The organism is Kingella kingae ATCC 23330, assembly GCF_900111845.1.
Lineage (GTDB): Bacteria > Pseudomonadota > Gammaproteobacteria > Burkholderiales > Neisseriaceae > Kingella > Kingella kingae.
Genome location: NZ_FOJK01000059.1, coordinates 109,972 through 135,563 on the forward strand (window position 1 = coordinate 109,972; position 25,592 = coordinate 135,563).

Genomic DNA, 25,592 nt, shown 5'->3' on the forward strand with positions numbered 1-25,592 from the left:
AACATAAACAAAAAAATTCGTGTAAAAAGCAGCCTGCACTATGCTACAAAAAAATCTCAATCAAATCATTCAAAAATCTGCGTCCCAAATCGGTTGGGCGAAAAAACATCGGATTACTATCGAGCAAACCCCTTTGTTGTGCGATTTTAATTTGTTGGCTGATTTTTGCCACACTCACGCCCGTGCGTTCGCCAAAATACGCGCTGGGAACGCCGTCCACCAAACGCAACGCATTCATCATAAATTCAAACGGCAAATCTTGTGGCGCAACCATTTTGCGTTCAATCGCATCGTGCGGATTGGTTTGCATTGCCAACAAATAATCGCTAGGGTGGCGTTTGCGCGTGGTGCGTTCTATACGGTCGTGGTGCGACAATTTACCGTGTGCGCCTGCACCAATGCCAATGTAATCGCCAAATTGCCAGTAGTTTACATTGTGTCGTGCTTGTTGATTGGGCGATTTGGCAAACGCGCTGGTTTCGTATTGCACAAAACCAGCCTGCGCGAGTTCGGCGTGAATCGCATCTTCAATGTCTTGCGCGTTGTCGTCTTCGGGCAAGCCTTGCGGTGGCGTGTGTCCAAACGGCGTGTTCGGTTCGAGCGTTAATTGATACGCGCTGATGTGCGTTGTGCCAAATGCAATGGCGGTACGAATGTCATCGCAAGCAGCCTGCACCGTTTGGTGCGGCAGGGCATACATCAAATCGATGTTCACGCGCTCAAAAATTTGCGTGGCGACTTCAATCGCGTTTTTGGCTTCGTGCGCATTGTGAATGCGCCCCAAGGTTTTTAGTTTCGCATCATCAAAACTTTGTACGCCAATGGATAGGCGATTGATGCCTGCGTCTTTAAATCCTTGAAATTTATCTATTTCAAACGTGCTGGGATTGGCTTCCAATGTAATTTCGGTTTCGGGGTTGAGTTTAACCAAAGCGCGAATGCCGCTCAACAACTGGTCTATGGCTTTTGCACTGAACACGCTGGGTGTGCCGCCGCCGATAAAAATCGTGTCAATCGGTCGCCCCCAAAAATAGGGCAATTCGCTTTGCAAATCGGTCAGCAAGGCTTGGATATAGGCGTTTTCATCTAGCGTAGTTTTGATTTTGTGCGAATTGAAATCGCAATACGGACATTTTTGTATGCACCACGGAATGTGGATATACAGCGATAAGGGGGGCAAGGCGGTTAGCGGTTGGGTAAACATGATGAAGATATTCTGTGATAGATAGGGCAATCGGACGAATGTGCGCCGTCCAAATAACCCAAACTGATTAAAAATTCGCCCACGATTTCGCCGCCCACAAATTTAAAGTGGCGTTTAAACAGCTTGACCCACTCATCTTTACTGCGTGGGTGGTGCGCGTCTAGCCATGCTTTGAAGCTGCCAAATTCTTGTTGCAAGCGCGTAATTTGTTGCGCGTTAAAAATAGCAGCCTGCACTTTTAGACGATTGCGGATAATGCCTACATCGTTCAGCAATCGCGCCACATCGTCATTGTTGAATGCGGCAACTTGTGCCACATCAAATTGCGCGTAGGCGGTATAAAACGCGCGGCGTTTGTTCAAAATTGTTGTCCAACTCAAACCTGCTTGGTTGATTTCCAGCACCAAGCGTTCAAACAGCACATTGTCATCGTTTTGCGCGAAGCCGTATTCGGTGTCGTGATAGGCTTTGTTGGGATTGGTCGTACCATCGGGCAAGGCGTTACAAAATTGGCAATAGGCGGAACTCATCAAGCAGCCTGCACTTCGTTTAGTTGAAAAATCAAGGTGTTATTGCGTAGTTCCACGCCAGCAATCGTGCGCCCAGCCAGTTGTTTGCGATACACACCAAACGCATCAAGGTGCAGAAAAACGGTTTTATCGCTGGTATTGAGCGTGAATTTTTTGCTATTGATGCCACTAAACAGCTTAACCAGCATATTCGCGCCCCACGGCAATTCGTAGCCAAACAGCAGGCTGCTATCGCTAAAACGCAGTAAATTCAGTTTGATGTCAAACCAATAATGCGCGGTGATTTGATTGGGTGCGGTTTGTTGGATAGACACAGGACGCGTGCTATTTTTGTTTAGCTGGGCGGCAAAATCGGATAAAGATAGATGTAATTCGTTCATAAAAGTGCAGGCTGCTTTGGATTATTTAGACAAAGATTGCTGAATTTTCTTGTAAAAACCGCGCAAAATATCCACGTCTTCGGTGGTCGTGTCGGCGCGATTAAACAAGGCGTGCAAACGGCGCATCATGCGTTCTTGATTGCGGCTGCGGAAAAAATCCAGCTGTCCCATAGTTTGCTCCAAATGCTGCACCATGCCTGCCACTTGGTCGGCAGTGGCAAGATTACGCTCGGGGATTAAATGGCTCATGTCTTGATTGACTTGGCTGAACAATTCGTAACACACCACTTGCACCGCTTGCGCCAAGTTCAGCGAAAAATAATTGGGGTTGCCCGAAATCGTCATCAGGCGGTTGCAATGCTGCACTTCGTCAATGCTCAAACCAAAGGTTTCGTTGCCAAACACCAACGACACGGTTTGCCCCGATTGTGCCGCTGCCAACAAGCTGGGCGTGAGTTCGCGTGGCGTTTGTAAGGGCGATGTCAATTCGCGGCGACGGCTGGTTAAAGCGCAATTCAAAACCGAACCCGATAAGGCTTCGGGCAAAGTGGCAACAATTTTGGCATTTTCCAGCACATCAACCGCGCCCGATGCCAAGATAAAACTTTCTTCTGGCAACACAAATTGCTCGGCTTGTTCGGCAATAAATTCGGGCGGTTCGGGGGTCATGGGTGTTGCCATGATATTGGGCGCAACCAAAACCAGTTGGCTCAATCCCATGGTTTTCATGGCGCGCGCGGCTGCACCAATATTGGCTGGGTGGCTGGTGCGGCTCAACACAATGCGTATGTGGCACAAGTAATCGGGAACGGTGTTCATAGCTTTATCTGTATTACAAAATGGCGCAAATTATAACAAAAAGCAGCCTGCACTATCCGAAAAAGTGCAGGCTGCTTTGATGGTTTAAGCAGTCAATCAAAATTATACGCTAAAACCCGCTGCGCCAACCGCAGCTTTGAACGCCGCCTCATCAAAATCGTCGCCATGTGTTACCACAACGTAGCCACCTTCGTGGTTTGCATTAACGAATTTAACGCCAGCCACGCTGCTGGTTTGTTCTACCAAACGGTCTGCATCTGCTTTGCCGCCCATACCGCCAACTGTAAATTTAGATTGTGCCATAAATAGCTCCTTCATTAAACAATAGAAAGTTATTCTGCAAGGCATTGCCTCGCTTCCCGAGTGCTGAACGAGAATGCTTTGCATGAATGCGAAGTATTTATCGCCCGTTAAGCTACGTGAATTCTGCCTATATTTTGTGTAATTGTCTGATTATTTTTTGTAAATATAGGTATATATTCATGAAAAATATTGTTTTTTTGTTTGATAAAAATGTAATCAAGTGTCGTTTTTTCCATACGAAGCAGCCTGCACTTTTTTATTTTTTCCAATAACCTGGTGTAAACAACATAAACACTGTAAAAATTTCCAGTCGCCCCAACAACATAACAGTGGTGAGCAACCATTTTTGCAGGCTGCTTAGTGCGCTGTAATTTTCGGCTGGCCCAACCGAACCCAAAGCAGGCCCTGCGTTGGTAATGCAAGCAATAACGGCTGTGAGTGCGGTAATAAAATCCAAGCCCGATAGCATCATCACAAATACAAATAAAACCACGGTCATAAAGTAAACAAAAATAAACGCCATAATCGCCATAGCAAGGCGTTCGTTTAGGCTGCGTCCGTTTACTTTGACGGTGCGAACGGCATTGGGGTGCTGCAATAGCGTGGTTTCGCGCAAAGTGAATTTTGCCAACGCAATGGCGCGGGCGAGTTTGATGCCACCGCCCATTGAGCCTGTGTTCGCCAAAATGTTGGATAGAAAAAACATCCACAGCGACACAATCAAGGGCCAGTTGGCAAAGTTGGCATTGGCAAAACCGCTGGCTAAACCAATGGAAACGTAGTTAAACGTCACATAGCGAAACGCATCGCCAAGACTGTAAAAACCTTTGTAAAACAGATACAAACTGGCAAGCACGATACTACTTATCAAAACGATGAGCATAGTGCGGACTTCTTCGTCTTTCCAGTAGTGGCGCAAGGTTTTTTGGCGCAGGGCGGCAAAGTGATTGGCAAAATTGATGCCGCCAATAATGGTGGCAACGGTAATCACGATTTCGATGGCAACGGAATCGTAGTGGGCGATGCCGTTGTCGTGCGTGGAAAAGCCGCCCAAAGCAAAGGCGGACATGGCATGACACAGCGCGTCAAACCACGTCATACCAGCCTGCATTAAAGCCAGAAAAACAATTATCGTGCCTGTTAAATACAGCAACCAAAGTTGTTTGGCGGTTTGTGAAATGCGCGGTGCCATTTTGTTGTCTTTCTCAATACCGGGGATTTCGGCTTTGAATAATTGCGTACCACCCACGCCCAGCATTGGCAAAATTGCCACCGCCAGCACGATAATCCCCATACCGCCCAGCCAGTTGAGCAAATGTCGCCAAAAATTGATGGACGGTGGGATTTGATCTAGCCCTGTAATTACGGTTGCCCCTGTGGTGGTCAAGCCGCTCATCGATTCAAAATAAGCATCAGTAAACGACATTTCTGGGAAGAATAAATACAAAGGCATGGCAGCCACAATAGCAAAGCCGAGCCAAAGCATGGTTACCAAGGCAAAGCCATCGCGTGGACGCAATTCACGTTGGTGTTTGCGCGTTACAAACCAAATTAAAGATGAGCAAAGTACGGTGATTTCTGCGGTTCGACTGAATGCAAAAAACGCATCATCATCGTGTGCATAAGACATAAGCGTGGGAAAAACCAACATGAGCGCAAACAGCAGCCCCAATTTGGATAAAATATGGATAGTGGGTATGATTTTTTGCATATATTTTCAATGCGGATAAATGTTTTTTTGAGCAACAAAAATACCCTTGGATTGAATAGACTGAATCAATCAAAAGCAGCCTGCACTTTATTTTTGCGCCGTTTATCGTTTTATAAATGTGAAATTGTGCCATAGTCTCACAAAGAATCGCAAACAGAAAGTGCAGGCTGCTTTGGTTGCCATAAAGGGCGTTTTGGGGCTACAATTCGACTGTTTGCCATTGTATTCTGTTGGCTCGCAGCCTGCACAAAATAATGGTTATGTGTAACCATCAATTCAATATAGAAGGAAAAACGCTATGTCTCAAACTCATAACGATACGCCTGATTTAGACCCAATCGAAACCCAAGAATGGTTGGATTCATTGGCTTCAGTTTTGCAAAACGAAGGTGCAGAACGCGCCCATTTCATCTTGGAAAATTTGGTGAAATACACGCGTCGTCGTGGCGTACACTTGCCATTTGACGCAACAACTGCTTATTTGAATACTATTCCTGTTGGCAAAGAACAAAAATCTCCTGGTAACCACGAATTAGAACACCGCATTCGTTCTGCAATCCGTTGGAATGCGGCTGCAATGGTAATCCGTGCAGGTAAAAAAGACTTGGAATTGGGCGGTCATATTTCCTCTTTCGCATCTTCTGCAACTTTGTATGACGTTGGTTTTAACCATTTCTGGAAAGCCAAAGGCGAAAATGGCGAAGAAGGTGATTTGGTGTTTATCCAAGGTCACTCTGCGCCTGGTATTTACGCGCGCGCCTTTATTGAAGGTCGTTTGAGCGAAGACCAATTAAACAATTTCCGTCAAGAAATCGGCGGTAATGGTTTGTCTTCTTACCCGCACCCACATTTAATGCCTAACTTCTGGCAATTCCCAACCGTATCTATGGGTTTGGGCCCATTGATGGCGATTTATCAAGCGCGTTTCTTGAAATACTTGGATTCCCGCGGTTTGAGCAAAACGGCTGGTCGTAAAGTTTGGTGCTTCTTGGGCGACGGCGAAATGAGCGAACCTGAATCTTTGGGTGCGATTTCATTGGCTGCGCGTGAAGGTTTGGACAACTTGATTTTCGTAATTAACTGTAACTTGCAACGCTTGGACGGTCCTGTTCACGGTAACGGCAAAATTATTCAAGAATTTGAAGGCACATTCCGCGGTGCTGGCTGGAACGTGATTAAAGTAATTTGGGGTGGTAAATGGGATGCATTGTTAGCAAAAGATACCAACAACATCTTGAAACAACGCATGGAAGAAGTGTTAGACGGCGATTACCAAACATTCAAATCAAAAGACGGTGCATACGTACGCGAACATTTCTTCAATACGCCTGAATTGAAAGCCATGGTTGCCAATATGTCTGACGATGAAATTTGGTCATTGAATCGTGGCGGTCATGACCCACACAAAGTTTACGCAGCTTACCATGAAGCGGTAACCAATGCTGGTGGTCGTCCGACTGTGATTTTGGCTAAAACCATTAAAGGTTATGGCATGGGCGCATCTGGTGAAGGTCAAAACGTGGCGCACCAATCTAAAAAAATGGACGTGGCTTCATTGAAACAATTCCGTACTCGTTTCAATATCCAAGTTACTGATGAACAAATTGATAGCGGCGATTTGCCATATTTCCGCTTCCCAGAAGACAGCGAAGAAATGCGCTACTTGCGTGAACGTCGCAATGCTTTGGGCGGTTACTTGCCAGCGCGTAATCCTGCAACTGATGCGCTACCGATTCCTGAATTGTCTGCGTTTGACGCTCAATTACAAACCAGCGGCGACCGCGAATTCTCTACAACAATGGCATTCGTTCGTATTTTGAATACTTTGTTGAAAGACAAACAATTGGGTAAACGCATTGTGCCTATCGTACCTGATGAAAGCCGTACATTTGGTATGGAAGGCATGTTCCGCCAATACGGTATTTGGAACTTGAAAGGTCAGCAATACACGCCACAAGACAAAGACCAATTGATGTTCTATAAAGAATCCATTGACGGTCAAATCTTGCAAGAAGGTATTAACGAACCAGGTGCAATGGCAGACTGGATTGCTGCTGCAACTTCATACGCAAACAACTGTTACGCGATGATTCCATTCTACATTTATTACTCAATGTTTGGTTTCCAACGTGTAGGCGATTTGGCTTGGGCGGCGGGCGATATGCACGCACGCGGCTTCTTGTTAGGTGGTACAGCAGGTCGTACAACTTTGAACGGTGAAGGTTTGCAACATGAAGATGGTCATAGCCACATTCAGGCAGATTTGATTCCAAATTGCTTGTCTTATGACCCAACTTATCAATATGAAATTGCTGTGATTGTACAAGATGGTTTGCGCCGTATGTACGTTGAGCAGGAAGATGTTTGGTACTACATCACTTTGATGAATGAAAACTACAAACATCCAGCTATGCCACAACGCGAAAATATCGAACGTGATATCTTGAAAGGTATGTACTTGTTGCGCGAAGGTGCAAAATCTGACAAGAAAGTTCAATTGATGGGTTCTGGTGTAATTTTGGAAGAAGTGATTCACGCGGCTGATTTGTTAAAAGCTGATTTTGGTGTGGATGCAGACGTTTGGTCTTGTACATCGTTCAATTTGTTGCACCGTGATGCGATAGAAGTGGAACGCCACAACCGCTTGCACCCGACTGGCGAACAAAAAGTATCGTTTGTGGCGCAACAATTGAAAGGTCATCAAGGCCCTGTGGTGGCAGCAACTGACTACATTCGCAGCTTTGCCAACCGCATTCGTGAAGCGATTCCAGCCGAAAATGGCGAATATGTGGTATTGGGTACAGACGGTTTTGGTCGTTCAGACAGCCGCGCGAATTTGCGTAGCTTCTTTGAGGTGGACCGCTACCATGTTGCTGTTGCCGCGTTGAACGCATTGGCAAATCAAGGCAAAATTGACCGCAATTTGGTTCAAGTGGCGATTGAAAAATACGGCATCAAAGTGGACAACACACCTAGCTGGAAATGCTAATTTTGCGTGTTTGATATGCGATAAGCCGTTTCAGGCAGCCTGCAATATTGGGAACAATATAGTTTGAAAATGTGCAGGCTGCCTGAAAACAAAACATCAAATCAATCAATGAGTTTTAATAATGAAAAAATCTGTTTTCGTTGCGATTTTATCTATGAGCTTGTTGCTAACGGCTTGTGGCGCGAAAGATAAATGCTTGGATTTAGGCGGACGTTGGAACGAAGCCACACAATCATGTGAAAAATAATTCAGGCAGCATGAAACAATTTTCCCCATTAAAAATAATTGGAAAGAATAGAATGAGTATTGTAGAAATCAAAGTCCCCGACATCGGCGGACATGAAAATGTGGACATCATCGCCGTTGAAGTCAAAGTGGGCGATACCATTAGCGTTGATGATACGCTGATTACTTTGGAAACCGACAAAGCCACAATGGACGTTCCTGCGGACGCGGCTGGTGTTGTGAAAGAAGTGAAAGTTAAAGTAGGCGACAAAATTTCCGAAGGTGGTGTGATTTTGTTGGTGGAAACGGCTGGCGGTGCGGCTGCAGAAGCACCAAAAGCGGCTGAACCTTTGCTAACACCTGCGCCTGTTCAGGCTGCTGCACCTGCACCGTCTGCTCCTGCGGCAAGTGGCGCGGCGGAAAAAGTATTAGTTCCTGATATTGGAGGACACAATGATGTTGATGTGATTGCGGTTGAAATCAAAGTGGGCGATGCCGTTGCGGTTGATGATACTTTGATTACTTTGGAAACTGACAAAGCAACGATGGACGTACCTTGCACCGTAGCGGGCATGGTAACTGCGGTTCATATTAAAGTAGGCGACAAAGTATCTGAAGGTTCTTTGATTATTGAAGTGGCGGCGGCTGGTTCTGCACCTGTTGCGGCTGCACCTGCACCTGCGCCAGCAGCTGAAACACCAAAGGCTGCTCCAGCACCTGCGCCGACTGCACCTACTCCAGTAGCAGCTGGCGTGGCAGCAGCTTACGGTTCTGTAAATGAAGAAGGTTTTGCGAAAGCACACGCAGGCCCATCTACTCGCAAATTGGCGCGTGAATTGGGCGTGGATTTGAGCTTGGTTAAAGGTTCGGGTGCGAAAGGTCGTATTACTGCCGATGACGTTAAAGGCTTTGTAAAAGGCGTGATGCAAAATGGTGGTACAAAAGCTGCTCCTGCTGCTGGCGCGTCTTTGGGTGGTGGCTTGGACTTGTTGCCATGGCCTAAAGTTGATTTCAGCAAATTTGGCGAAATCGAAGTTAAAGAATTGTCGCGCATTAAGAAAATTTCTGGTCAAAACTTGTCGCGCAACTGGGTGGTTATCCCTCACGTTACCGTAAACGAAGATGCGGACATGACCGAATTGGAAGAATTTCGCAAAGTATTGAACAAAGAATGGGAAAAGGCGGGCGTGAAAGTGTCGCCGTTGGCGTTCATCATCAAAGCGTCTGTGAGCGCGTTGAAAGCATTCCCAGAGTTCAATTCTTCGTTGGACGGCGACAATTTAATCTTGAAAAAATACTACAACATCGGCTTTGCGGCAGATACGCCAAACGGCTTGGTTGTGCCTGTCATTAAAGATGTGGACCAAAAAGGCTTGAAAGAAATTTCTATCGAGTTGGCTGAATTGAGCAAAAAAGCGCGTGAAGGCAAATTGAAACCACAAGAAATGCAAGGTGCTTGCTTCACGATTTCTAGCTTGGGTGGCATTGGTGGTACAGGCTTTACGCCAATCGTAAATGCGCCTGAAGTGGCCATTTTGGGTGTATGCAAATCAACCATCAAACCTGTTTGGAATGGCAAAGAATTTGAACCGCGCTTGATGTGTCCGTTGAGCTTGTCGTTTGACCATCGCGTAATTGACGGTGCGGCTGGTATGCGCTTTACGGTATTCTTGGCGAACTTGTTAAAAGACTTCCGCCGCGTAGCACTGTAATCTAGCTACTCTATAAAAAGCAGCCTGCACTTTTCGTTTAACAGAAAATGCAGGCTGCTTGATTTTTACGCGCCCTACCCTTATTTACATCGCTGTCTTTTTGTAACCGCGAAACAACATCAACATGAAAAAAACCATTTTAACCAGCACAATCATCGCCCTAACATTAGCAGCCTGCGGACAACAATCCGCCAGCACCGAGCAAGACAAGCAAATCGCCGAAAACCAAAAGCAAATTGAATTACTGCGCCAACAAGCCGAAATCCAACGCTTGCAAAACGAATTGCAAGCCACCGCTGCATCGGCAACAGCGGCTGCCGAGCAAGTGTATCAGTTGGCTACCAGCGAAGTGGCGAACACCATTCCGCAAGCGGCGCAAATGGCAGCAAAAGCAGGCGAAGTGGTGCAAGGCACAGACGGTCAGCAATATTTGTATGATGCCGATTCGGGCAACTGGTTGTTGTATGGCGCGATTGGCGCGGCAGCTGGCTATTTGATGTCCAACGCGATGAACAATCGCAATGCGGCAAAATACACACCTGTGAGCAAACCGACCGCCGCCGTGCAACGTGTCCACCAAGATTACCGCGCCAAAAATCCTGCGGCAATTCCGTCTCCACGCGCTCAAATTCAGCCAAACGCGCCTGTAAACCGCCCTACTACGCAATCTGCGCCAGCGTATCGCAGCACCAATCAGGGATACAGCAACACGCGCAAATTTGGCTTTGGCGGACGCAAACGTCGTTAATGGAAACAATGGCTTATTCGTGTGCAGGCTGCTTGATTACGCTGCACATCAGTCGCCCTGCCAAACGCAATATTATTTTGCGTCCACGCGACCCAAGCAGCCTGCACATTAGCATTCCGCCGTGGTTTACCCAAACGCAACTGCACGATTGGTTGGCACGTAACGAAACGATGTTGCAAAAAATGTTGCAAAAAGCAGCCTGCACACCGCAACCGCCCCAACATTTGCCTGATTGGATTTGGCTACACGGTCAAATCACACCGCTTATTGTATCGCCCAACATCGCGCACATTGCCCTACACCAAAGCAGCCTGCACTTACCCAACGCACAACGCGAACCGTTGCAACAATGGTTATGGCAACAAGCCGAGCGAATTTTGTTGCCCAAATTGGCACAACACGCCGCGCAACACCGTTTGCGCCCAGCCGCGCTCAAATTGAGCAACGCCAACCACAGCCCAGCATTTTGGCAACTGTTGGCGCACTATTGTCCGCACACGCCATCTGCCGAACAATGGCTCAAACAGCACGGTAACGAATTATTTTTATTAGGATAACAACATGCAAGCAATCGTTTATTTACAAGACCAAGAATACATTGCCCTGTGCGATTTACTCAAACTCGCAGGTTTGTGCGACAGCGGCGGTCAAGCCAAAGCCGCCATTGTTGCGGGCGATGTGTTACGCAATGGCGAAGTAGAAACGCGCAAAACCGCCAAAATTCGCGGTGGCGAAGTGGTGGAATTTGCAGGCTGCCAATTGGAGATTTGCGATGGCTACGACCCAGAAGAATAATGCCGAACGCACGCCCCCTACTCCGCCTGAAGACTGGAAATGCTGCGGCAGCGAATGCGGCGATGCGTGCATTCACGAACTCTATCACCGCGAAAAACAGGAATACGATGCGTGGCTGAAACAGCAACAATCGGCGCAATAATAAATGTGCAGGCTGCTTTTGTCGCACAAAATAAACACAAAAAGCAGCCTGCATTTTTTTGCCACACAAAAACGCTTTGCAAACCAAGCCTTACCGTTTTACCGTATTGAAGCTCTAATAAATTTAAATAAACAAAATAAATAAAATCAAAAAGTTACAACAAAATCCAACCTTGTCAAGGCTGGCAAGCAAGGCAAAAAAACCGTATCATGCACGCACTTCAATCAACCGCAAAACGCCACCGCTATGACGGAAATCGCGTTTTGCCTTTTATTTTTTGGACGGATTTATGAACACAAGCACACTGAAAGTAACCAAACGCAATGGCAGTTTGGAAGCAATCAACCTAGACAAAATTCACCGCGTATTGGATTGGGCAGCAGAAGATTTAAACAACGTATCGGTGTCGCAAGTGGAAATGAAATCCCACATTCAGTTTTACAACGGCATTCGCACCCAAGACATTCACGAAACCATCATCAAATCCGCTGCCGATTTAATCTCGGAAGACACGCCAGATTATCAATATATGGCAGCGCGTCTTGCCATTTTCCACCTGCGTAAAATTGCCTATGGCGACTACACGCCACCGCATTTGTTTGACCACGTTACCAAGCTAACCGAAGCAGGCAAATACGACCCACACATTTTGCAAGACTACACACGCGCAGAGTTTGACGAAATCAACCAATACATTGACCACGACCGCGATTTAACCTTCTCGTATGCCGCAGTGAAGCAACTGGAAGGCAAGTATTTGGTACAAAACCGCGTAAGCAAACAAATCTACGAAAGCCCACAGTTTTTGTATATGTTGGTTGCCATGTGTCTGTTCGCCAAATACCCAAAAGCCACGCGCTTGGATTATGTGAAACGCTTTTACGATGCCGTATCCACATTCAAAATTTCCTTGCCCACTCCGATTATGTCGGGCGTTCGCACCCCAACGCGCCAGTTTAGTTCTTGCGTGTTGATTGAATGCGATGACAGCTTGGACAGCATCAACGCGACTACATCGTCTATCGTCAAATACGTTTCGCAACGCGCAGGCATCGGCATCAACGCTGGACGCATTCGCGGTTTGGGCAGCGAAATTCGTGGCGGCGAAGCGCAACACACAGGCTGCATTCCGTTTTTCAAAATGTTCCAAGCAGCGGTTAAATCGTGTTCGCAAGGCGGCGTTCGCGGCGGTGCAGCGACTTTGTTCTATCCGCTTTGGCACATTGAAGCGGAAAGTTTGCTCGTGTTGAAAAACAATCGCGGCGTAGAAGAAAACCGCGTGCGCCATTTGGATTATGGTGTACAAATCAACAAATTATTGTACACACGCTTAATTAAAAATCAGGACATTACCCTATTTTCGCCCAACGAAGTGCCTGGTTTGTACGAAGCCTTTTTCGCCGACCAAGACGAATTCGAACGCCTGTACACGCAATACGAAAACGACCCGACTATCCGCAAACGCACCATGAGCGCATCGGATTTGTTCTCTATTTTGATGCAAGAACGCGCAGGCACAGGACGCATCTACATTCAAAACGTGGACCATTGCAACACGCACAGCCCGTTTAACCCCAAAGTTGCGCCCGTTCGTCAATCTAATTTGTGCTTGGAAATCGCGCTGCCAACCAAATCGTTGAACAACATCAACGATGAAAATGGCGAGATTGCGCTGTGTACTTTGTCGGCATTCAACTTGGGCGCGATTGAAAATCTGGACGAATTTGAACCGCTTGCCGATTTAACCGTTCGCGCTTTGGACGCATTGTTGGATTACCAAGATTATCCAATTGAAGCCGCCCGCAAAGCGACCATGAACCGCCGAACATTGGGCATAGGCGTGATTAACTATGCCTACTACTTGGCAAAAAATGGCGTGAAATACAGCGATGGCAGCGCACTTGGTTTAACCCACCGCACCTTTGAAGCCATGCAATATTACTTGCTCAAAGCGTCTGTGAACTTGGCAAAAGAATACGGCGCGTGTCCGCTGTTTGGCGAAACCACTTATTCGCAAGGCATTTTGCCGATTGACACCTACAAAGCCGATTTGGACAAATTCTGCGATGAACCGTTGCACTTAGATTGGGAAACCCTACGCGCGGATATTGTGAAATATGGTTTACGAAACAGCACTTTAACCGCATTGATGCCAAGCGAAACCAGTTCGCAAATCGCCAATGCCACCAATGGCATTGAGCCACCACGCGGTTTGGTAACGGTCAAAGCGTCCAAAGACGGCATTTTGAAGCAAGTTGTGCCTGAATTTGACCGACTGAAATCGCAATATGAAACGCTGTGGCAAATGGGCGGCAATGACGGCTATTTGAAATTGGTTGGCGTGATGCAAAAATTCATTGACCAAGCGATTTCAGCCAACACCAGCTACGACCCAACGCGCTTTGAAGGCGGACGCGTACCGATGAACCAAATGCTCAAAGATTTGTTGTCGGCATACAAATATGGTTTGAAAACTTTATATTACCACAACACACGCGATGGCGCGGACGATGTGCAGCAAGATTTGCAAGACGATGGCTGTGCAGGTGGGGCGTGTAAGATTTAATCGCATAAAAAAGCAGCCTGCACTTTGGTTTAACCAAAAAGTGCAGGCTGCTTTGTTTGATTTTAAATTACATACGCGCCAATTCACGTTGCAAGGCTTGAATATTTTGCTGCCTATCCAAAACCGCGCTTTCTAGCTGGCGAACACGCGCTTGATGATTAGCATCTGCCTGACCCGAAACCGCACGACCGCTTGCCAACGCCTGTTGCGCTGCTGCCAATGCGTTACGCTCGTTGGTCAATTCTTGCTCCAAAATAGTACGGCGACCGCCAGCACGCGCGGCATTCATACGCGGCGCGGCAGGTTGCTGTACTGCCACTGCTGGCACAGAACGCGCTGGGCTAGCAGTTGCGGCACGGCGCGTAACCGTTTGCGCTTTGGCTACTGGTTGCTGGTCTGTTTTCTCTTCTGCCGATATGGTAATACGCGGTGCAGGTTCGCTCGTATAGCTACCAATGCGATGCCCCAACGATGCGCGTCCGATACCTTTGGACGGGCTAGACGTGTAGCAACCTGGCCCGCAGCTATACACTTCCGCACTGGCAAACGGGATTGCGCTTAATGTCATCAATAAAATCAATACTTTTTTCATTATCGTTTCCTTACTTTTGTGCAGGCTGCTTTGACTATTCAGTGGCAAATTCCGCATCAATTTGTGCGTTGACGCTTTCCAATTCATCTTGCCAAAGCAGCCAATTTTCTTCCAAACTCTGCAATTTTACTTTAACTTCCGCAGCTTGCGCCAACACTTCTTGCAATTTGGCTTTATTTTCGGGCAAATAGGCACTTTCTTGCGACAAAAATTCATCACACTCGGTTTGCACGATTTGAAGTTGCGCCATTTCTTTTTCCGCTTTATCAATTTTTTGCTGGATTGGTTTGCAACGCTTGGCTTTTTCTTGGCGGATTTGCGCTTCCAAGCGTTTCGTGTCTTTGCGGTTTTGCGATTGCGTGGATTGCGCTGGCGCGGCGGTTGCGTTTTCCTGCGCCAAACGCCAAGCGCGGTAATCGTTCAAATCGCCGTCAAAGGTTTTCAGGCTGCCTGAATGAATTAACATAAATTGGTCGGTCGTGCTTTCCAGCAAACTGCGGTCGTGCGACACCAAAATCATCGCGCCTTCAAAACTTTGCAGCGCAACCGTCAGCGCGTGGCGCATATCCAAATCCAAGTGGTTGGTCGGTTCGTCCAATAGCAGCAAATTCGGTTTTTGCCAAACCAACATCGCCAACGCCAACCGCGCTTTTTCGCCGCCCGAAAACGGTGCAATCGCTTGCATCGCCATATCGCCAACAAAATTAAATCCGCCCAAAAAATTGCGAATGTCTTGCTCTTTCACATCGAGTGACAATTTTTGAATATGCCAAATCGGACTTTGGTCGTCTCGCAACGTGTCCAACTGATGTTGCGCGAAATAACCGATATTCAGTTTTTCAGATTTAATAATTTGACCGCTCAACGGTTGCAGGCTGCCTGAAAGGGCTTTGATGAACGTGGATTTACCCGAACCGTTCACGCCCAGTAGTCCCAAACGCGCCCCATTTTCTAACGACAAACTAATCTTTTTCAAAACCACATTATCGCCATAACCCAAATCCACTTCGTCCAATTTTAATAATGGGTTAGGCAAATGATAGGGTGATTCAAATTCAAAACTAAATTCGCTGTCCAAATGCGCTGGCGCAATCAATTCCAGTTTTGCCAACGCTTTCACGCGGCTTTGCGCTTGCGTGGCTTTGGTGGCTTTGGCTTTGAATCGGTCAATAAACGATTGTAAATGCTTGATGTGCGCCTGTTGTTTGGTGTAGGCGGCTTGCTGATTGGCAAGGCGTTGGGCGCGTTCTTTCAGATAAAAATCGTAATTTCCGCCGTAGCTGTGCAATTTTTGCGCCGACAATTCCAACGTGTGCGTGGTGGTGGCGTTCAAAAAATCGCGGTCGTGGGAAATGATGATTTGCGTACACGGCAGATTTGCCAAATGATTTTCCAGCCACAACACAGTTTCCAAATCCAAGTGGTTGGTCGGTTCGTCCAGCAGCAACAAATCGGCGCGACACATCAACGCCTGCGCCAAATTCAAACGCATTCGCCAACCGCCCGAAAACGCTTTCACAGGTTTGGCGTGTTCTTCTTGCGCGAAACCGAGTCCGCTCAACAATTTAGCGGCGCGAGCGGGCGCGGTGTAAGCGTCAATTTCGTCTAATTTTGCATGAAATTCGGCAATTTGAATGCCGTTGTTTTCGGTTTCCGCTTGTTTTAAGGCTGCCTGAAAATATTGCAATTCGCTGTCGCCTTGCAAAACGTAATCCAATGCGGACATTTCCAATGCTGGCGTTTCTTGGGCAACGGCGGCGAGTTTCCATGTTTTGGGAATGTTGAGTTCGCCGCTGTCTTGGGCGATTTCGCTTTTAATCAGCGCGAATAGGCTGGATTTGCCTGTGCCGTTTTTGCCGATTAAGCCGACACGTTGGCGTGGGTTGATGGTTGCGGTGGCTTGGTTTAATAAGACTTTTGTGCCACGTTGGAGAACGAGATTTTTGATTTCTATCATTTTGAATATTCGTTTTTTGGGAAATGGGTGTATTTTAACAAAAAAAATTCAGGCAGCCTGAAAATGCGTGTTGCAGGCTGCCTGAATTTAATTTACGGATATTTCTGACTGGCGTGTTTCACATTCAAAATCGTAATGCTATCCAAACCAATTTCATAATAATTGATATCTTCCGCTTCTGATAGTGCTTGTTCTGACCAATTAATTTACATTTTTCATGCGCTCCAGCAATTTTGCGCGATTGGCATCTAGGCGATTCATCGCTTGTTCTTCGCTGATAATCGGCGACAGGCGCGATTGGCGCACTTCATTTTGCAGCCATTCGGTGTATTCATCTGCCGCATTTTTGGTTTCAAATTCGTAAATTTTGGGGTCTAATATTAAAGTGGTCGGCATGATATTTAATCCTTATAAAATAAAAAGATAAATAAATCTTAATCAAAAATAGAATAAGTGTCTATGCTGAAAAAATCCACAAAAAGCAGCCTGCACTTTTTATACAGATTTAAAACTCCAACCAATGTCGTTTTGGGCGCGTTTTAAACATCCACTCTTCCACTTTATCTTTATTTTCATAGCGATAAGCAAACTTGACGCGGTATTCGGTATCAAACGCCAAAGGTTCAATCGGGAACAGCGCAAATTCATTGTCTTCCAACAAATGATTGGGGTCGTTGCTGGCGGTTAGAATATGCGTTTTTTGTACTTCGCCATCGGGAGCAAAAAGCTGGAAACTTTTCATCACAACGTGGTTGTGTTGATGCAGCACAATGCTAATCGGGTTGCCTGTTTGCTTGTATTGCGGCATGGGATTGGGGATTTCCGAACCATCGTAAACAGGCTCGACTTGGTTGCCCATGGGGAATTTAATCGCCATTTTGTAGCTAGGCAAATCGCGGTTACCCAAATAAATTTTGCTGGGCTGATTGTTGCACGATAGGGTTAGCACCACGCCTGGGGTTGGTTGGCGCGAACCATTTTCGCATAAATCGCGATAGCTGCTGCGCCCTTGCACCACCACAAACGCTTGATACGCACCGCGCGTCCATGCTGCGCCTGCTTCGTCTTGCGTGGGATTGAGCAACGACAGGCGATGATACAACGCCGTCATCAAGCCATCTACGCTGCGTGTGCCTGAACGTGCCAGCCGTCCAACGGTTAAGTTTTCTGATGCTGGGGCGGTGTAGCCTGCCGCCGTGGTGCGTTCACCCAGTTCCATGCCTGTAAAATGGGGGTTATCGCGATTGCGTTCATCGTGTCCGTGTGCATCTTGGGTTAAATAGCGTGCGTGATTTTGTGCTGCTTTATGCAGGCTGCTTTGTTGCGCTAATGGTTGCACGCCTGCTTGCTTGCGCCAATAGTTTAGGCGGTCTAGCCCATTTTTGGCTTCGCGTGTGGGGTTATAGCGCAGTTGTGATGCGTAGCCTGCCACCAAAATCAACATGAGTAGGGGTAGCCAAAACATAAGCAATCGGCGTATGGTGGGGGATTGTGTATTCAGCATTAAATATTCCTTGCTTATTTGATTAAAATTCAATCAAAGCAGCCTGCAATCTGTTTTGCCAAATTGCAGGCTGCTTTTCTTTATTCCTGCGATCTTTGCCCATTGCGTTCCGCTTTTTTCGCTTCGCGTTGCGCCTTCAATTCCGCTTCACGTTTCCGCGCCGCTTTGAGCCATTCTTCCCATTGGCGCGGCGTTTCCAGCGTAATGCGCCCGATTTTGCCTTCGCGAAAATCCGTCAAAGTCATTTCTGCCGCTTTCTGATAATTCACACGCCCACCGCTCAACACTGCACCACGTTTTTTCGCAATCCATTCAAGCCATTGCGTATCATTCCAATGGCTAGACGGGTCTTTGTCCGCCGCGTAACGCTCTTGTAACATCAACAAATAATGTCGGCGCAAATAATCCAACAATTCCAATGCCACCACTTCTTCGTCCAACGCATTGCGCCCGACTGCGCCCGAAGCCGCCAAATTGTAGCCGCTTTCTTCAACAATAATTTTCGGCCACAACATACCAGGCGTGTCGTACAACCAAAAATCGTCTGCCAAAAACAAACGCTGTTCCGCTTTTGTAATGCCAGGTTCATTGCCCGTTTTTGCCGATTTTTTGCCAATCATGCCGTTAATCAATGTTGATTTGCCCACATTCGGAATGCCGCAAATCAACACGCGCAACGGTTTTTCAATCCCCTTGCGATTCGGCACGAGTGCGCGACAAGCTGCCGTGATTTTCGGTGCGGCAGATTTTTCCGAACTGTCTAGCGCAATCGCATTGGTATTTTCCATGCTGTTGTAATGCGCGAGCCAAATCGCCGTGCGTTCAGGGTCGGCAAGGTCTTGTTTATTTAAAATTTTCAGTTTTGGTTTGCCTTTGGATAATTGTGCCAAAAGCGGATTTTCGCTAGACGCAGGCAAACGCGCGTCCAGCATTTCAATCACCATATCCACGCTTTTTAAGCGATCGGCGATGGCTTTTTTCGCCTTGTTCATGTGTCCCGGAAACCATTGGATTGCCATGATGTTGTCTTTCTGTATTGAAAAGCAGGCTGCAAACCATGTGCAGGCTGCTTTTTTGTGTGATTTAAATTCGCTGGATTATAGCAGCCTGCACCCCAACACGCGAACCAAACACCTTGCAAAAAGTGCAGGCTGCCTACATTTGCGGTACAATTCGCACCCAATTATTGTGATAAGGACAGCAAAATGAATCCTGAAGAAAAACAATCGTTAATTGAATTTCCCACCAACTTTAAACTCAAAATCATGGGCGCACAACACCCTGATTTTGTAGCCGAAATTTTGAAAGCTATTCAGCGACACGCGCCCAATACAACCGAAGAACACGTTGTTTTACGTCCGAGTTCGGGCGGCAATTTTGTTGGCGCAACCGTTACCGTATACGCGGAAAACCAAGAACATTTGGACAATATTTACCGCGCCGTAACATCACATCATATGGTTAAAGTTGTGTTTTAAATCATGAAAATCGTACAACTTGGCACGCGCGACTACGAACCCGTATTCAGCGCGATGAAACAATTCAACGAACAACGCACCGCCGACACAGAAGACGAGCTGTGGGTGGTGGAACACAATCCCATATTTACGCAAGGCTTGGCTGGCAAACCTGAACATTTATTGTTTTCAAGCAGCATTCCTGTGGTGCAAATTGACCGTGGGGGGCAAATTACTTATCACGGTTTGGGGCAACTGGTTGTTTATACGCTGATTGATTTCAAACGCCGCAAACAATCGGTGCGCCACATCGTTTCCGCATTGGAAAATGCGATTATCGCGACTTTGGCGGAATACGGCATCGTATCGGCGAATGACCCTGACCGCCCTGGTGTGTATGTGGGCGAGCGCAAAATTGCGTCTCTCGGTTTGCGGATTAAAAATGGTTCGGTGTATCACGGATTGGCGTTGAATGTGAATATGGATTTAGAGCCGTTTCATCAAATCAATCCATGCGGTTATGCTGGCTTGGAAATGGTGCAAATCGCGGATTTGGTGCAACCGTGTCCGCCTTTGAGTGAAGTGGCGGAGAAATTAACCGCGCATTTGGTGCGTGAATTGGCGTAAATTTTTTCAGGCAGCTTTTTATTACACGACAATTTGTGAATACAGCGACAATGTAGAGGTGGATTTTAATATCCACTCGCTTGTAGTTACCACAACATTTTAAAATTACTCAATATTTTAAAATGGGCGGATATTAAAATCCGCCCCTACAATGATTTCAGGCAGCCTGAATAGTTTTATCGTGTATTGAAAAGCTGCCTGAAAACCAAGAGAAGTAACATGAAAACAAACGGACACACAGTCTTAATCACAGGCGGCGCAACAGGCATTGGTTTTGCGCTTGCCAAACAATTCCACGCGGCTGGCAACCAAATTATTTTGGTTGGTCGCCGCGAAGATGTTTTGCAACAAGCTGCCGCGAAACTTTCAGGCTGCCGCATTGCCGTAGCCGATGTGGCAAACGCGGAAGACCGTGCGCGTTTGGTGCGCGATTTTCCCGATGTAAATATTTTAATTAACAATGCTGGCATTCAATTTACCAAGCGTTTTGACACGCAAAATGATGATGAAATTGCCCAAGAAATCAACGTAAATTTAACTGCACCAGCGCAATTAACGCTCGCATTTTTACCGATTTTAACGGCGAAATCGGAAGCGGCGGTTGTCAATGTATCGTCAGGTTTGGTGATTGTGCCGAAAGAAACCTGCGCTTTGTATTGCGCGACCAAAGCGGCATTGCACAGTTTTTCGCAAGTTTTGCGTTGGCAAATGGAAAATTCATCTGTGCGCGTGTTTGAGATTTTGCCACCAATGGTTGCTACACCGATGTCGCAAGGCAAGGGACACGCTAATTTAAAAATTTCGCCCGATGAATTGGCGGCGGAATTTTGGCGCGATTTTCAACGCGACCATTTTGAAATGATGGCTGGCAAAACGAAGTTGTTGTATTGGATTAACCGCATTTCCGCAACGTTGGGACAACGGATTATGCGGAAAGGTTTATAATCAGAGAATATTTTTTCAGGCAGCATGCAAATTTGTTAAATCTATATTTTATATGTAAGGTATATTCATATGAAACCAATCATTTTATATTTTGGCTTTGTATTTATTTTGTCGGCTTGTTCTAGTAGTCATCAAAAACCATTGGATTGCACAGGATTGAAAATGGTACTGGCAGAACAATACAATAAAAATACTCATCTTTTTATGCGACACGACAAAAAAATGGTTGATTCATATGGATTGGAAAAAATGAGCGAGCCTAAAACGCTTCGTTTAAATGCTTGTTCTCCGTTAATACCTGAATCCAATCAAGAGCCTTCGTTTGTTAGAATTTCTTCATCAGGTTGGTATGGTGAAAATGGATATTTGCATTGTGTTCATCAATCCAATGATTCTAGCAAAGAAATTTACAAAACGTTTATTGATTGGGCAAAACAGCCTTTAGCTCAACGTGAACAAACATTACAACAAATCAATGAAAAAATTAAGACTTTGAATTGTTCTGTTACAAGCGCAGCGAAAGAAAAAACTGCTTGGTATGTTGAAAATGAACAGCATGATAAAACGCCTGTTTTAGTTTCTAATGCGCGCGATAGTATTCTTTTAAAAAATGCTTTTGCAAATCGTACTATTGCGATTACACCTGAAACCGCTTCTGCTATTTATGATTCTATCAATCAATATTTTAGAAAGCATCCATAATGAATAAATTAGTTTTGTGTGCATTAAGCATGGCAATAACATTGAATCTAACCGCTTGCGCAACAGGTGGTGGCTATATGACCGCTGATTTACTTGGTGACAAAAAAACAGCTACTTTTGAAGAATATAAACCATTAAAAGTTTTACCTACACAGGCACTTGACCACATGAAAGCATTAGCAGGCGAATATGATGTGGTTAATTCTTGGGGGAATTTCACCTATGGTGTAAAGCGTGTGAGCTTCCAATTAAAAGATGATAAAGCTTATTTATTGATTTATCGTGGTAATAATCAAATACCCACATACAAAGTGGAATATAGTGCTTGCTTATCCAATGAAGATGGTAATTACCTTGATATAGCTAAAAATTTAGGGAAACAAAGCTTTCAATGCCATAATTTTTCATCACGAGAAAGTCCTTATTTAATTTTTGGTACAACAACCGATAATACAGTAGTAGAAAAAAGCATTGAAGAGATGGTAACAAGCGTTGTTGCTGCTATATTTTCCGTGAAACCTACTGTTAAAGTGAATCAAACCCCCTATGTAATGAAGTTTAAAATTTGGAATGATGCCAGCGCACCTGTTTTGGCGTTGAAAAAAACGAAACCTTAGCATTTCAACCAATCCTTAATAATTTGTTAAATTTTCAGACAGCCTGAAAAGTTTTGATTGCAAAAAGAAAGAATAATATTATGTCCACAGAACCAACTAACGCACTAGACAATGCACAAGGCGTGAAACACAAAGGCGCAAGCAAAACGGCGCGTATTCCGATTAAAGTCGTACCGCTTGAAGAAAAATTGAAAAAACCTGAATGGATTCGCGCCAAAATCCCAACAGGAAAAAAATTCTTTGAAATCAAAAATATTTTGCGTGAACAAAAAATGCACACCGTTTGCGAAGAAGCATCTTGCCCGAATATTGGCGAGTGTTTCAGTCATGGCACGGCAACATTTATGATTATGGGCGATATTTGTACGCGCCGTTGTCCGTTTTGCGATGTGGGACACGGTCGTCCGAACGCGCTTAACCCCGAAGAGCCGAAAAATTTGGCGGAATCGGTTGCTGCGATGAAATTGAAATACGTTGTGATTACATCGGTAGATAGAGACGATTTACGCGACGGCGGCGCACAACATTTTGCCGATTGCATTAACGCGATTCGCGAAAGCAGCCCGAATACGAAAATTGAAATTTTAGTGCCTGATTTCCGTGGACGTTTGGATATTGCGTTGGACATTTTGGCGAAAAATCCGCCTGATGTGATGAACCACAATTTAGAAACGCACCCACGCCTTTACAAACAAGCTCGCCCTGGGGCGGATTACAAGCACTCACTGGAATTGTTGCGCCGTTTCCGTGAAATGATGCCGCATATTCCGACTAAATCGGGGATTATGGTTGGTTTGGGCGAAACGGACGATGAAGTGCGCGAAATCATGCGCGATATGCGTGAACATGGCATTGAAATGATTACAGTGGGGCAATATTTGCAACCGTCTGATGGGCATTTGCCTGTGTTGCGCTATGTTACGCCTGATATGTTTAAGCAATTTGAAAAAGAAGCGTATGAAATGGGCTTTACCAATGCGGCGATTGGCGCGATGGTTCGCAGTTCGTATCATGCTGATATGCAAGCGAAAGATGTAATTGAAAACCAACCGTCTGGCGGTTGCGGTCATCATTAAACGCACAACAAAAAGCAGCCTGCACTTTGCAAATATAAAGTGCAGGCTGCTTTTGTTTATCTAAACCCTTGCTTTTTCAAAAAATCTGCCATTTCTTCGGCAAAATAGCGATAGCCTTTGCCATTGCCATGCACCGCGTCCGACTTCATATCTTTATCGCCCAACACGTCTGCCCACGCACCTTTGAGCAACGGCACATCAAATTTCTTCGCCAAATCGTCATACAAAGGATGTTCGGATACGCTGCCCAGCAATGCGCCAGCCGTAAAATACGGAATCGCCACCAGCACCACAGGAATCTTGGCAGCCTGCACTGTTTCTATAATTCGACTGATGTTGGCAATGGTTTCGCTTTCCGATTTCTTTTGCAAAAAGTCGTTGCCACCAATGCTCACCAGCACCAATTTCGGGTTTTGTTGCAACAACTCGGGCAATCGTTCCAATGCCTGCGCGCTGGTATTGCCCGACACGCCGCCGTTGATGATTTTCCAGCCTGTGATTTGCGCCAACTGCGTGGGGTAATCTTCGCCCTTGCCTGCGCCATAACCTGCCGTAAGCGAGTCGCCCAATGCCAACACCGTGCTGCCCGATGCAATGCGCGTACCTGCTTTTTTGCCTCCGCAAGCCGTTGCTGCCAACAAAACCGCAGTCGTCAGCAAAAAATGGCGGCGATTGAATGGTTTGGTCATCATTATGCTGATTCCTTACGCAGTTTCGGCTTGATATTGCTCGGCAGTGAGCAAGGTAGCGATATCGCTGGCTTGGTTGGGTTGCACCACAAAAAACCAGCCTGCATCGTAGGGCGATTCGTTTGCCACTTCGGGATTGGCGATTAAATCTTCGTTAATAGCAACCACTTTGCCTGCCACAGGCGCGTACACATCGGACGCGGATTTAACCGATTCCACCGAAGCAGCCTGCACATTTGCCGCCAATTCTGTACCGACATCGGGCAATTCTACAAACACAATATCGCCCAGCGTTTCTTGCGCGAAATCGGTAATGCCCACCGTTGCCGTGCCATCTTCGTTTTGGCGAATCCATTGGTGTTGCGCGGTGTAATACAAATGATTGGGGATTTGAGCCATTTTTTTATCCTATTTATTTAAATCATGAATACAAAATCATCACATAACAATGACTGGTCCATATCCGCAGACGGCGTATTGCGCGACAAACCAACCGCTTTGGCTGGCACGCCCACCACCGTGGTTTGCGGTTCAACATCGCGTACCACCACGCTGCCTGCGCCAATTTTGGCACGGTCGCCAATGTAGATATTGCCCAGCACCGATGCGTTTGCGCCAATCATCACGCCGTTGCCGATTTTGGGGTGTCGGTCGCCGCTTTCTTTGCCCGAACCGCCCAGCGTTACGCCATGCAGCAACGAAATGTCATCGCCCAGCACCGCCGTTTCGCCAATCACAATGCCTGTGCCGTGGTCAAACATTATGCCGCAGCCAAACTTCGCGCCTGGGTGAATGTCCACGCCAAACACTTCCGATGCGCGATTTTGCAGAAAATACGCCAGCGTTTTGCGTCCGTCTTGCCACAGCGCGTGGTTAATGCGGTGCGTTTGAATCGCGTGAAAGCCTTTAAAATACAGCAACGGCAGCGAATAGGCATCGCAAGCAGGGTCGCGGTCATAACACGCAGCGATGTCGCGCTCAACAGCTTGGGCGATATGGGGATTGCGTTCCAGCACGCGCAAAAAAGTTTCATACAAAGCGCGCGCGTCCATGGTGCTGCCCGACAATTTGCTGGACAAGTGAAATGCCAAAACTCGCGCCAAACTGTCGTGGCGCAACACGGTCAAATGCAAAAAGCTCGCCAACATGGGTTCTTCTCGCGCGGCGGATTCCACTTCGGTGCGAATGGTTTGCCACATATCAAACGAATGGGACATGGGTGTTCCTTTTTTATGTTATGGCATGATGAAAAGTGCAGGCTGCTATTTCAATCATACAAAGCAGCCTGCACCATTAGCAGCG

General features: G+C 46.4%; 29 protein-coding genes. 15 read left to right on the forward strand and 14 right to left on the reverse strand.

What is annotated here, in order from left to right; all coding sequences use genetic code 11:
* Positions 1-43 precede the first annotated feature (43 nt).
* The 6 genes from hemW to BQ5809_RS09625 form a co-directional block, all read right to left on the reverse strand.
* Positions 44-1,204, reverse strand: coding sequence for a radical SAM family heme chaperone HemW (gene hemW / locus BQ5809_RS09600; RefSeq protein ID WP_003786722.1), 1,161 nt, complete (start codon positions 1,202-1,204; stop codon positions 44-46).
* On the reverse strand, positions 1,186-1,734 hold the full coding sequence (locus BQ5809_RS09605; protein WP_032827709.1) for a DNA-3-methyladenine glycosylase I: 549 nt from the start codon (positions 1,732-1,734) through the stop codon (positions 1,186-1,188). Before BQ5809_RS09605 ends, hemW begins: the two co-directional genes overlap by 19 nt.
* Entirely contained in the window at positions 1,734-2,114 is a 381-nt protein-coding gene (locus tag BQ5809_RS09610; protein WP_003786719.1) for a hypothetical protein, read from the reverse strand. Before BQ5809_RS09610 ends, BQ5809_RS09605 begins: the two co-directional genes overlap by 1 nt.
* A 21-nt stretch (positions 2,115-2,135) precedes the next feature.
* Positions 2,136-2,933, reverse strand: coding sequence for an RNA methyltransferase (locus BQ5809_RS09615; RefSeq protein ID WP_003786717.1), 798 nt, complete (start codon positions 2,931-2,933; stop codon positions 2,136-2,138).
* Positions 2,934-3,035: 102 nt separating this feature from the next.
* Entirely contained in the window at positions 3,036-3,236 is a 201-nt protein-coding gene (locus BQ5809_RS09620; RefSeq protein ID WP_003790295.1) for a hypothetical protein, read from the reverse strand.
* A 256-nt stretch (positions 3,237-3,492) separates the two neighbouring features.
* Positions 3,493-4,947: a TrkH family potassium uptake protein gene (locus BQ5809_RS09625; RefSeq protein WP_003786714.1), complete on the reverse strand. Its 1,455-nt coding sequence runs from the start codon at positions 4,945-4,947 to the stop codon at positions 3,493-3,495.
* A gap of 298 nt (positions 4,948-5,245) precedes the next feature.
* Here BQ5809_RS09625 and aceE point away from each other — a divergent pair, with 298 nt between their 5' ends.
* The 8 genes from aceE to nrdA all read left to right on the forward strand — a co-directional run bounded on the left by aceE (position 5,246) and on the right by nrdA (position 14,124).
* Positions 5,246-7,936: a pyruvate dehydrogenase (acetyl-transferring), homodimeric type gene (gene aceE, locus BQ5809_RS09630; RefSeq protein ID WP_003786711.1), complete on the forward strand. Its 2,691-nt coding sequence runs from the start codon at positions 5,246-5,248 to the stop codon at positions 7,934-7,936.
* Between the two features lie 121 nt (positions 7,937-8,057).
* Positions 8,058-8,183 (forward strand): hypothetical protein, encoded by a 126-nt coding sequence (locus BQ5809_RS11440; protein WP_003786707.1) that lies wholly within the window; start codon positions 8,058-8,060, stop codon positions 8,181-8,183.
* Positions 8,184-8,235: 52 nt separating this feature from the next.
* Positions 8,236-9,873, forward strand: coding sequence for a dihydrolipoyllysine-residue acetyltransferase (gene aceF / locus BQ5809_RS09635; RefSeq protein WP_032827707.1), 1,638 nt, complete (start codon positions 8,236-8,238; stop codon positions 9,871-9,873).
* A 124-nt stretch (positions 9,874-9,997) separates the two neighbouring features.
* Positions 9,998-10,621, forward strand: coding sequence for a hypothetical protein (locus BQ5809_RS09640; protein WP_003786703.1), 624 nt, complete (start codon positions 9,998-10,000; stop codon positions 10,619-10,621).
* Positions 10,621-11,178: a YgjP-like metallopeptidase domain-containing protein gene (locus tag BQ5809_RS09645; RefSeq protein WP_003786701.1), complete on the forward strand. Its 558-nt coding sequence runs from the start codon at positions 10,621-10,623 to the stop codon at positions 11,176-11,178. The genes BQ5809_RS09640 and BQ5809_RS09645 overlap by 1 nt, the downstream gene beginning before the upstream one ends.
* 4 nt (positions 11,179-11,182) lie before the next feature.
* A complete protein-coding gene (locus BQ5809_RS09650; protein ID WP_003786699.1) occupies positions 11,183-11,416 on the forward strand; it encodes an RNA-binding S4 domain-containing protein in 234 nt (77 codons plus the stop codon).
* On the forward strand, positions 11,394-11,558 hold the full coding sequence (locus BQ5809_RS10900; RefSeq protein ID WP_003786698.1) for an oxidoreductase-like domain-containing protein: 165 nt from the start codon (positions 11,394-11,396) through the stop codon (positions 11,556-11,558). The genes BQ5809_RS09650 and BQ5809_RS10900 overlap by 23 nt, the downstream gene beginning before the upstream one ends.
* Before the next feature lie 289 nt (positions 11,559-11,847).
* Positions 11,848-14,124: a class 1a ribonucleoside-diphosphate reductase subunit alpha gene (gene nrdA / locus BQ5809_RS09655; protein ID WP_003786693.1), complete on the forward strand. Its 2,277-nt coding sequence runs from the start codon at positions 11,848-11,850 to the stop codon at positions 14,122-14,124.
* 67 nt (positions 14,125-14,191) lie between these two features.
* Here the strand turns inward: nrdA and BQ5809_RS09660 are convergent, their stop codons facing one another.
* The 5 genes from BQ5809_RS09660 to ylqF all read right to left on the reverse strand — a co-directional run bounded on the left by BQ5809_RS09660 (position 14,192) and on the right by ylqF (position 19,196).
* Complete coding sequence (locus BQ5809_RS09660) at positions 14,192-14,716, reverse strand: hypothetical protein (protein ID WP_032827706.1); 525 nt, start codon at positions 14,714-14,716, stop codon at positions 14,192-14,194.
* Positions 14,717-14,750: 34 nt separating this feature from the next.
* Positions 14,751-16,673, reverse strand: coding sequence for an ATP-binding cassette domain-containing protein (locus tag BQ5809_RS09665; protein WP_003786689.1), 1,923 nt, complete (start codon positions 16,671-16,673; stop codon positions 14,751-14,753).
* A gap of 201 nt (positions 16,674-16,874) precedes the next feature.
* Positions 16,875-17,069, reverse strand: a complete 195-nt coding sequence (locus BQ5809_RS09670; protein WP_003786684.1) for a hypothetical protein — start codon at positions 17,067-17,069, stop codon at positions 16,875-16,877.
* Positions 17,070-17,178: 109 nt separating this feature from the next.
* Positions 17,179-18,177, reverse strand: a complete 999-nt coding sequence (locus BQ5809_RS09675; RefSeq protein ID WP_032827705.1) for a CAP domain-containing protein — start codon at positions 18,175-18,177, stop codon at positions 17,179-17,181.
* A gap of 80 nt (positions 18,178-18,257) precedes the next feature.
* Positions 18,258-19,196: a ribosome biogenesis GTPase YlqF gene (gene ylqF, locus BQ5809_RS09680; protein ID WP_003786679.1), complete on the reverse strand. Its 939-nt coding sequence runs from the start codon at positions 19,194-19,196 to the stop codon at positions 18,258-18,260.
* On the opposite strand from ylqF, the gene BQ5809_RS09685 reads away from it, so the two are divergent.
* The 7 genes from BQ5809_RS09685 (at position 19,195) to lipA (ending at position 23,601) form a co-directional block, all read left to right on the forward strand.
* Positions 19,195-19,386, forward strand: a complete 192-nt coding sequence (locus tag BQ5809_RS09685; protein ID WP_019389948.1) for a hypothetical protein — start codon at positions 19,195-19,197, stop codon at positions 19,384-19,386. The genes ylqF and BQ5809_RS09685 overlap by 2 nt on opposite strands.
* Positions 19,383-19,655, forward strand: coding sequence for a YbeD family protein (locus tag BQ5809_RS09690; protein WP_003786674.1), 273 nt, complete (start codon positions 19,383-19,385; stop codon positions 19,653-19,655). Before BQ5809_RS09685 ends, BQ5809_RS09690 begins: the two co-directional genes overlap by 4 nt.
* A 3-nt stretch (positions 19,656-19,658) precedes the next feature.
* Complete coding sequence (gene lipB / locus BQ5809_RS09695) at positions 19,659-20,261, forward strand: lipoyl(octanoyl) transferase LipB (RefSeq protein WP_003786672.1); 603 nt, start codon at positions 19,659-19,661, stop codon at positions 20,259-20,261.
* Positions 20,262-20,480: 219 nt separating this feature from the next.
* Entirely contained in the window at positions 20,481-21,206 is a 726-nt protein-coding gene (locus tag BQ5809_RS09700; RefSeq protein ID WP_003786668.1) for an SDR family oxidoreductase, read from the forward strand.
* A 69-nt stretch (positions 21,207-21,275) separates the two neighbouring features.
* Positions 21,276-21,908, forward strand: coding sequence for a hypothetical protein (locus BQ5809_RS09705; protein ID WP_032133466.1), 633 nt, complete (start codon positions 21,276-21,278; stop codon positions 21,906-21,908).
* On the forward strand, positions 21,908-22,525 hold the full coding sequence (locus BQ5809_RS09710; RefSeq protein ID WP_003786664.1) for a hypothetical protein: 618 nt from the start codon (positions 21,908-21,910) through the stop codon (positions 22,523-22,525). The genes BQ5809_RS09705 and BQ5809_RS09710 overlap by 1 nt, the downstream gene beginning before the upstream one ends.
* Before the next feature lie 80 nt (positions 22,526-22,605).
* Entirely contained in the window at positions 22,606-23,601 is a 996-nt protein-coding gene (gene lipA, locus BQ5809_RS09715; RefSeq protein WP_003786662.1) for a lipoyl synthase, read from the forward strand.
* A gap of 56 nt (positions 23,602-23,657) precedes the next feature.
* Here lipA and BQ5809_RS09720 read toward each other — a convergent pair whose 3' ends face one another.
* The 3 genes from BQ5809_RS09720 to cysE are packed head-to-tail and all read right to left on the reverse strand — an operon-like array spanning position 23,658 to position 25,507.
* Positions 23,658-24,293 carry an arylesterase gene (locus tag BQ5809_RS09720; protein ID WP_003786660.1) on the reverse strand — a complete coding sequence of 212 codons (636 nt, stop codon included), beginning with the start codon at positions 24,291-24,293 and terminating at the stop codon, positions 23,658-23,660.
* Between the two features lie 12 nt (positions 24,294-24,305).
* Positions 24,306-24,689, reverse strand: a complete 384-nt coding sequence (gene gcvH / locus BQ5809_RS09725; protein WP_003786658.1) for a glycine cleavage system protein GcvH — start codon at positions 24,687-24,689, stop codon at positions 24,306-24,308.
* Positions 24,690-24,706: 17 nt separating this feature from the next.
* Complete coding sequence (cysE, locus tag BQ5809_RS09730; protein WP_003786656.1) at positions 24,707-25,507, reverse strand: serine O-acetyltransferase; 801 nt, start codon at positions 25,505-25,507, stop codon at positions 24,707-24,709.
* Positions 25,508-25,592 lie beyond the last annotated feature (85 nt).

Bases quoted from the DNA above. Each gene is read 5' to 3' on its own strand.
- BQ5809_RS09645 (WP_003786701.1), top strand. From the start codon at position 10,621: ATGGAAACAATGGCTTATTCGTGTGCAGGCTGCTTGATTACGCTGCAC.
- BQ5809_RS09675 (WP_032827705.1), bottom strand. From the start codon at position 18,177: ATGCTGAATACACAATCCCCCACCATACGCCGATTGCTTATGTTTTGG.
- ylqF (WP_003786679.1), bottom strand. From the start codon at position 19,196: ATGGCAATCCAATGGTTTCCGGGACACATGAACAAGGCGAAAAAAGCC.
- cysE (WP_003786656.1), bottom strand. From the start codon at position 25,507: ATGTCCCATTCGTTTGATATGTGGCAAACCATTCGCACCGAAGTGGAA.
- BQ5809_RS10900 (WP_003786698.1), top strand. From the start codon at position 11,394: ATGGCTACGACCCAGAAGAATAATGCCGAACGCACGCCCCCTACTCCG.
- BQ5809_RS09620 (WP_003790295.1), bottom strand. From the start codon at position 3,236: ATGGCACAATCTAAATTTACAGTTGGCGGTATGGGCGGCAAAGCAGAT.
- BQ5809_RS09700 (WP_003786668.1), top strand. From the start codon at position 20,481: ATGAAAACAAACGGACACACAGTCTTAATCACAGGCGGCGCAACAGGC.
- BQ5809_RS09650 (WP_003786699.1), top strand. From the start codon at position 11,183: ATGCAAGCAATCGTTTATTTACAAGACCAAGAATACATTGCCCTGTGC.
- lipB (WP_003786672.1), top strand. From the start codon at position 19,659: ATGAAAATCGTACAACTTGGCACGCGCGACTACGAACCCGTATTCAGC.
- BQ5809_RS09685 (WP_019389948.1), top strand. From the start codon at position 19,195: ATGATGTTGTCTTTCTGTATTGAAAAGCAGGCTGCAAACCATGTGCAG.
- BQ5809_RS09610 (WP_003786719.1), bottom strand. From the start codon at position 2,114: ATGAACGAATTACATCTATCTTTATCCGATTTTGCCGCCCAGCTAAAC.
- aceE (WP_003786711.1), top strand. From the start codon at position 5,246: ATGTCTCAAACTCATAACGATACGCCTGATTTAGACCCAATCGAAACC.
- BQ5809_RS09625 (WP_003786714.1), bottom strand. From the start codon at position 4,947: ATGCAAAAAATCATACCCACTATCCATATTTTATCCAAATTGGGGCTG.
- BQ5809_RS09705 (WP_032133466.1), top strand. From the start codon at position 21,276: ATGAAACCAATCATTTTATATTTTGGCTTTGTATTTATTTTGTCGGCT.
- BQ5809_RS09660 (WP_032827706.1), bottom strand. From the start codon at position 14,716: ATGAAAAAAGTATTGATTTTATTGATGACATTAAGCGCAATCCCGTTT.
- BQ5809_RS09615 (WP_003786717.1), bottom strand. From the start codon at position 2,933: ATGAACACCGTTCCCGATTACTTGTGCCACATACGCATTGTGTTGAGC.
- BQ5809_RS09710 (WP_003786664.1), top strand. From the start codon at position 21,908: ATGAATAAATTAGTTTTGTGTGCATTAAGCATGGCAATAACATTGAAT.
- BQ5809_RS09640 (WP_003786703.1), top strand. From the start codon at position 9,998: ATGAAAAAAACCATTTTAACCAGCACAATCATCGCCCTAACATTAGCA.
- BQ5809_RS09720 (WP_003786660.1), bottom strand. From the start codon at position 24,293: ATGATGACCAAACCATTCAATCGCCGCCATTTTTTGCTGACGACTGCG.
- BQ5809_RS09670 (WP_003786684.1), bottom strand. From the start codon at position 17,069: ATGCCGACCACTTTAATATTAGACCCCAAAATTTACGAATTTGAAACC.
- gcvH (WP_003786658.1), bottom strand. From the start codon at position 24,689: ATGGCTCAAATCCCCAATCATTTGTATTACACCGCGCAACACCAATGG.
- BQ5809_RS11440 (WP_003786707.1), top strand. From the start codon at position 8,058: ATGAAAAAATCTGTTTTCGTTGCGATTTTATCTATGAGCTTGTTGCTA.
- hemW (WP_003786722.1), bottom strand. From the start codon at position 1,204: ATGTTTACCCAACCGCTAACCGCCTTGCCCCCCTTATCGCTGTATATC.
- BQ5809_RS09665 (WP_003786689.1), bottom strand. From the start codon at position 16,673: ATGATAGAAATCAAAAATCTCGTTCTCCAACGTGGCACAAAAGTCTTA.
- aceF (WP_032827707.1), top strand. From the start codon at position 8,236: ATGAGTATTGTAGAAATCAAAGTCCCCGACATCGGCGGACATGAAAAT.
- BQ5809_RS09690 (WP_003786674.1), top strand. From the start codon at position 19,383: ATGAATCCTGAAGAAAAACAATCGTTAATTGAATTTCCCACCAACTTT.
- nrdA (WP_003786693.1), top strand. From the start codon at position 11,848: ATGAACACAAGCACACTGAAAGTAACCAAACGCAATGGCAGTTTGGAA.
- BQ5809_RS09605 (WP_032827709.1), bottom strand. From the start codon at position 1,734: ATGAGTTCCGCCTATTGCCAATTTTGTAACGCCTTGCCCGATGGTACG.
- lipA (WP_003786662.1), top strand. From the start codon at position 22,606: ATGTCCACAGAACCAACTAACGCACTAGACAATGCACAAGGCGTGAAA.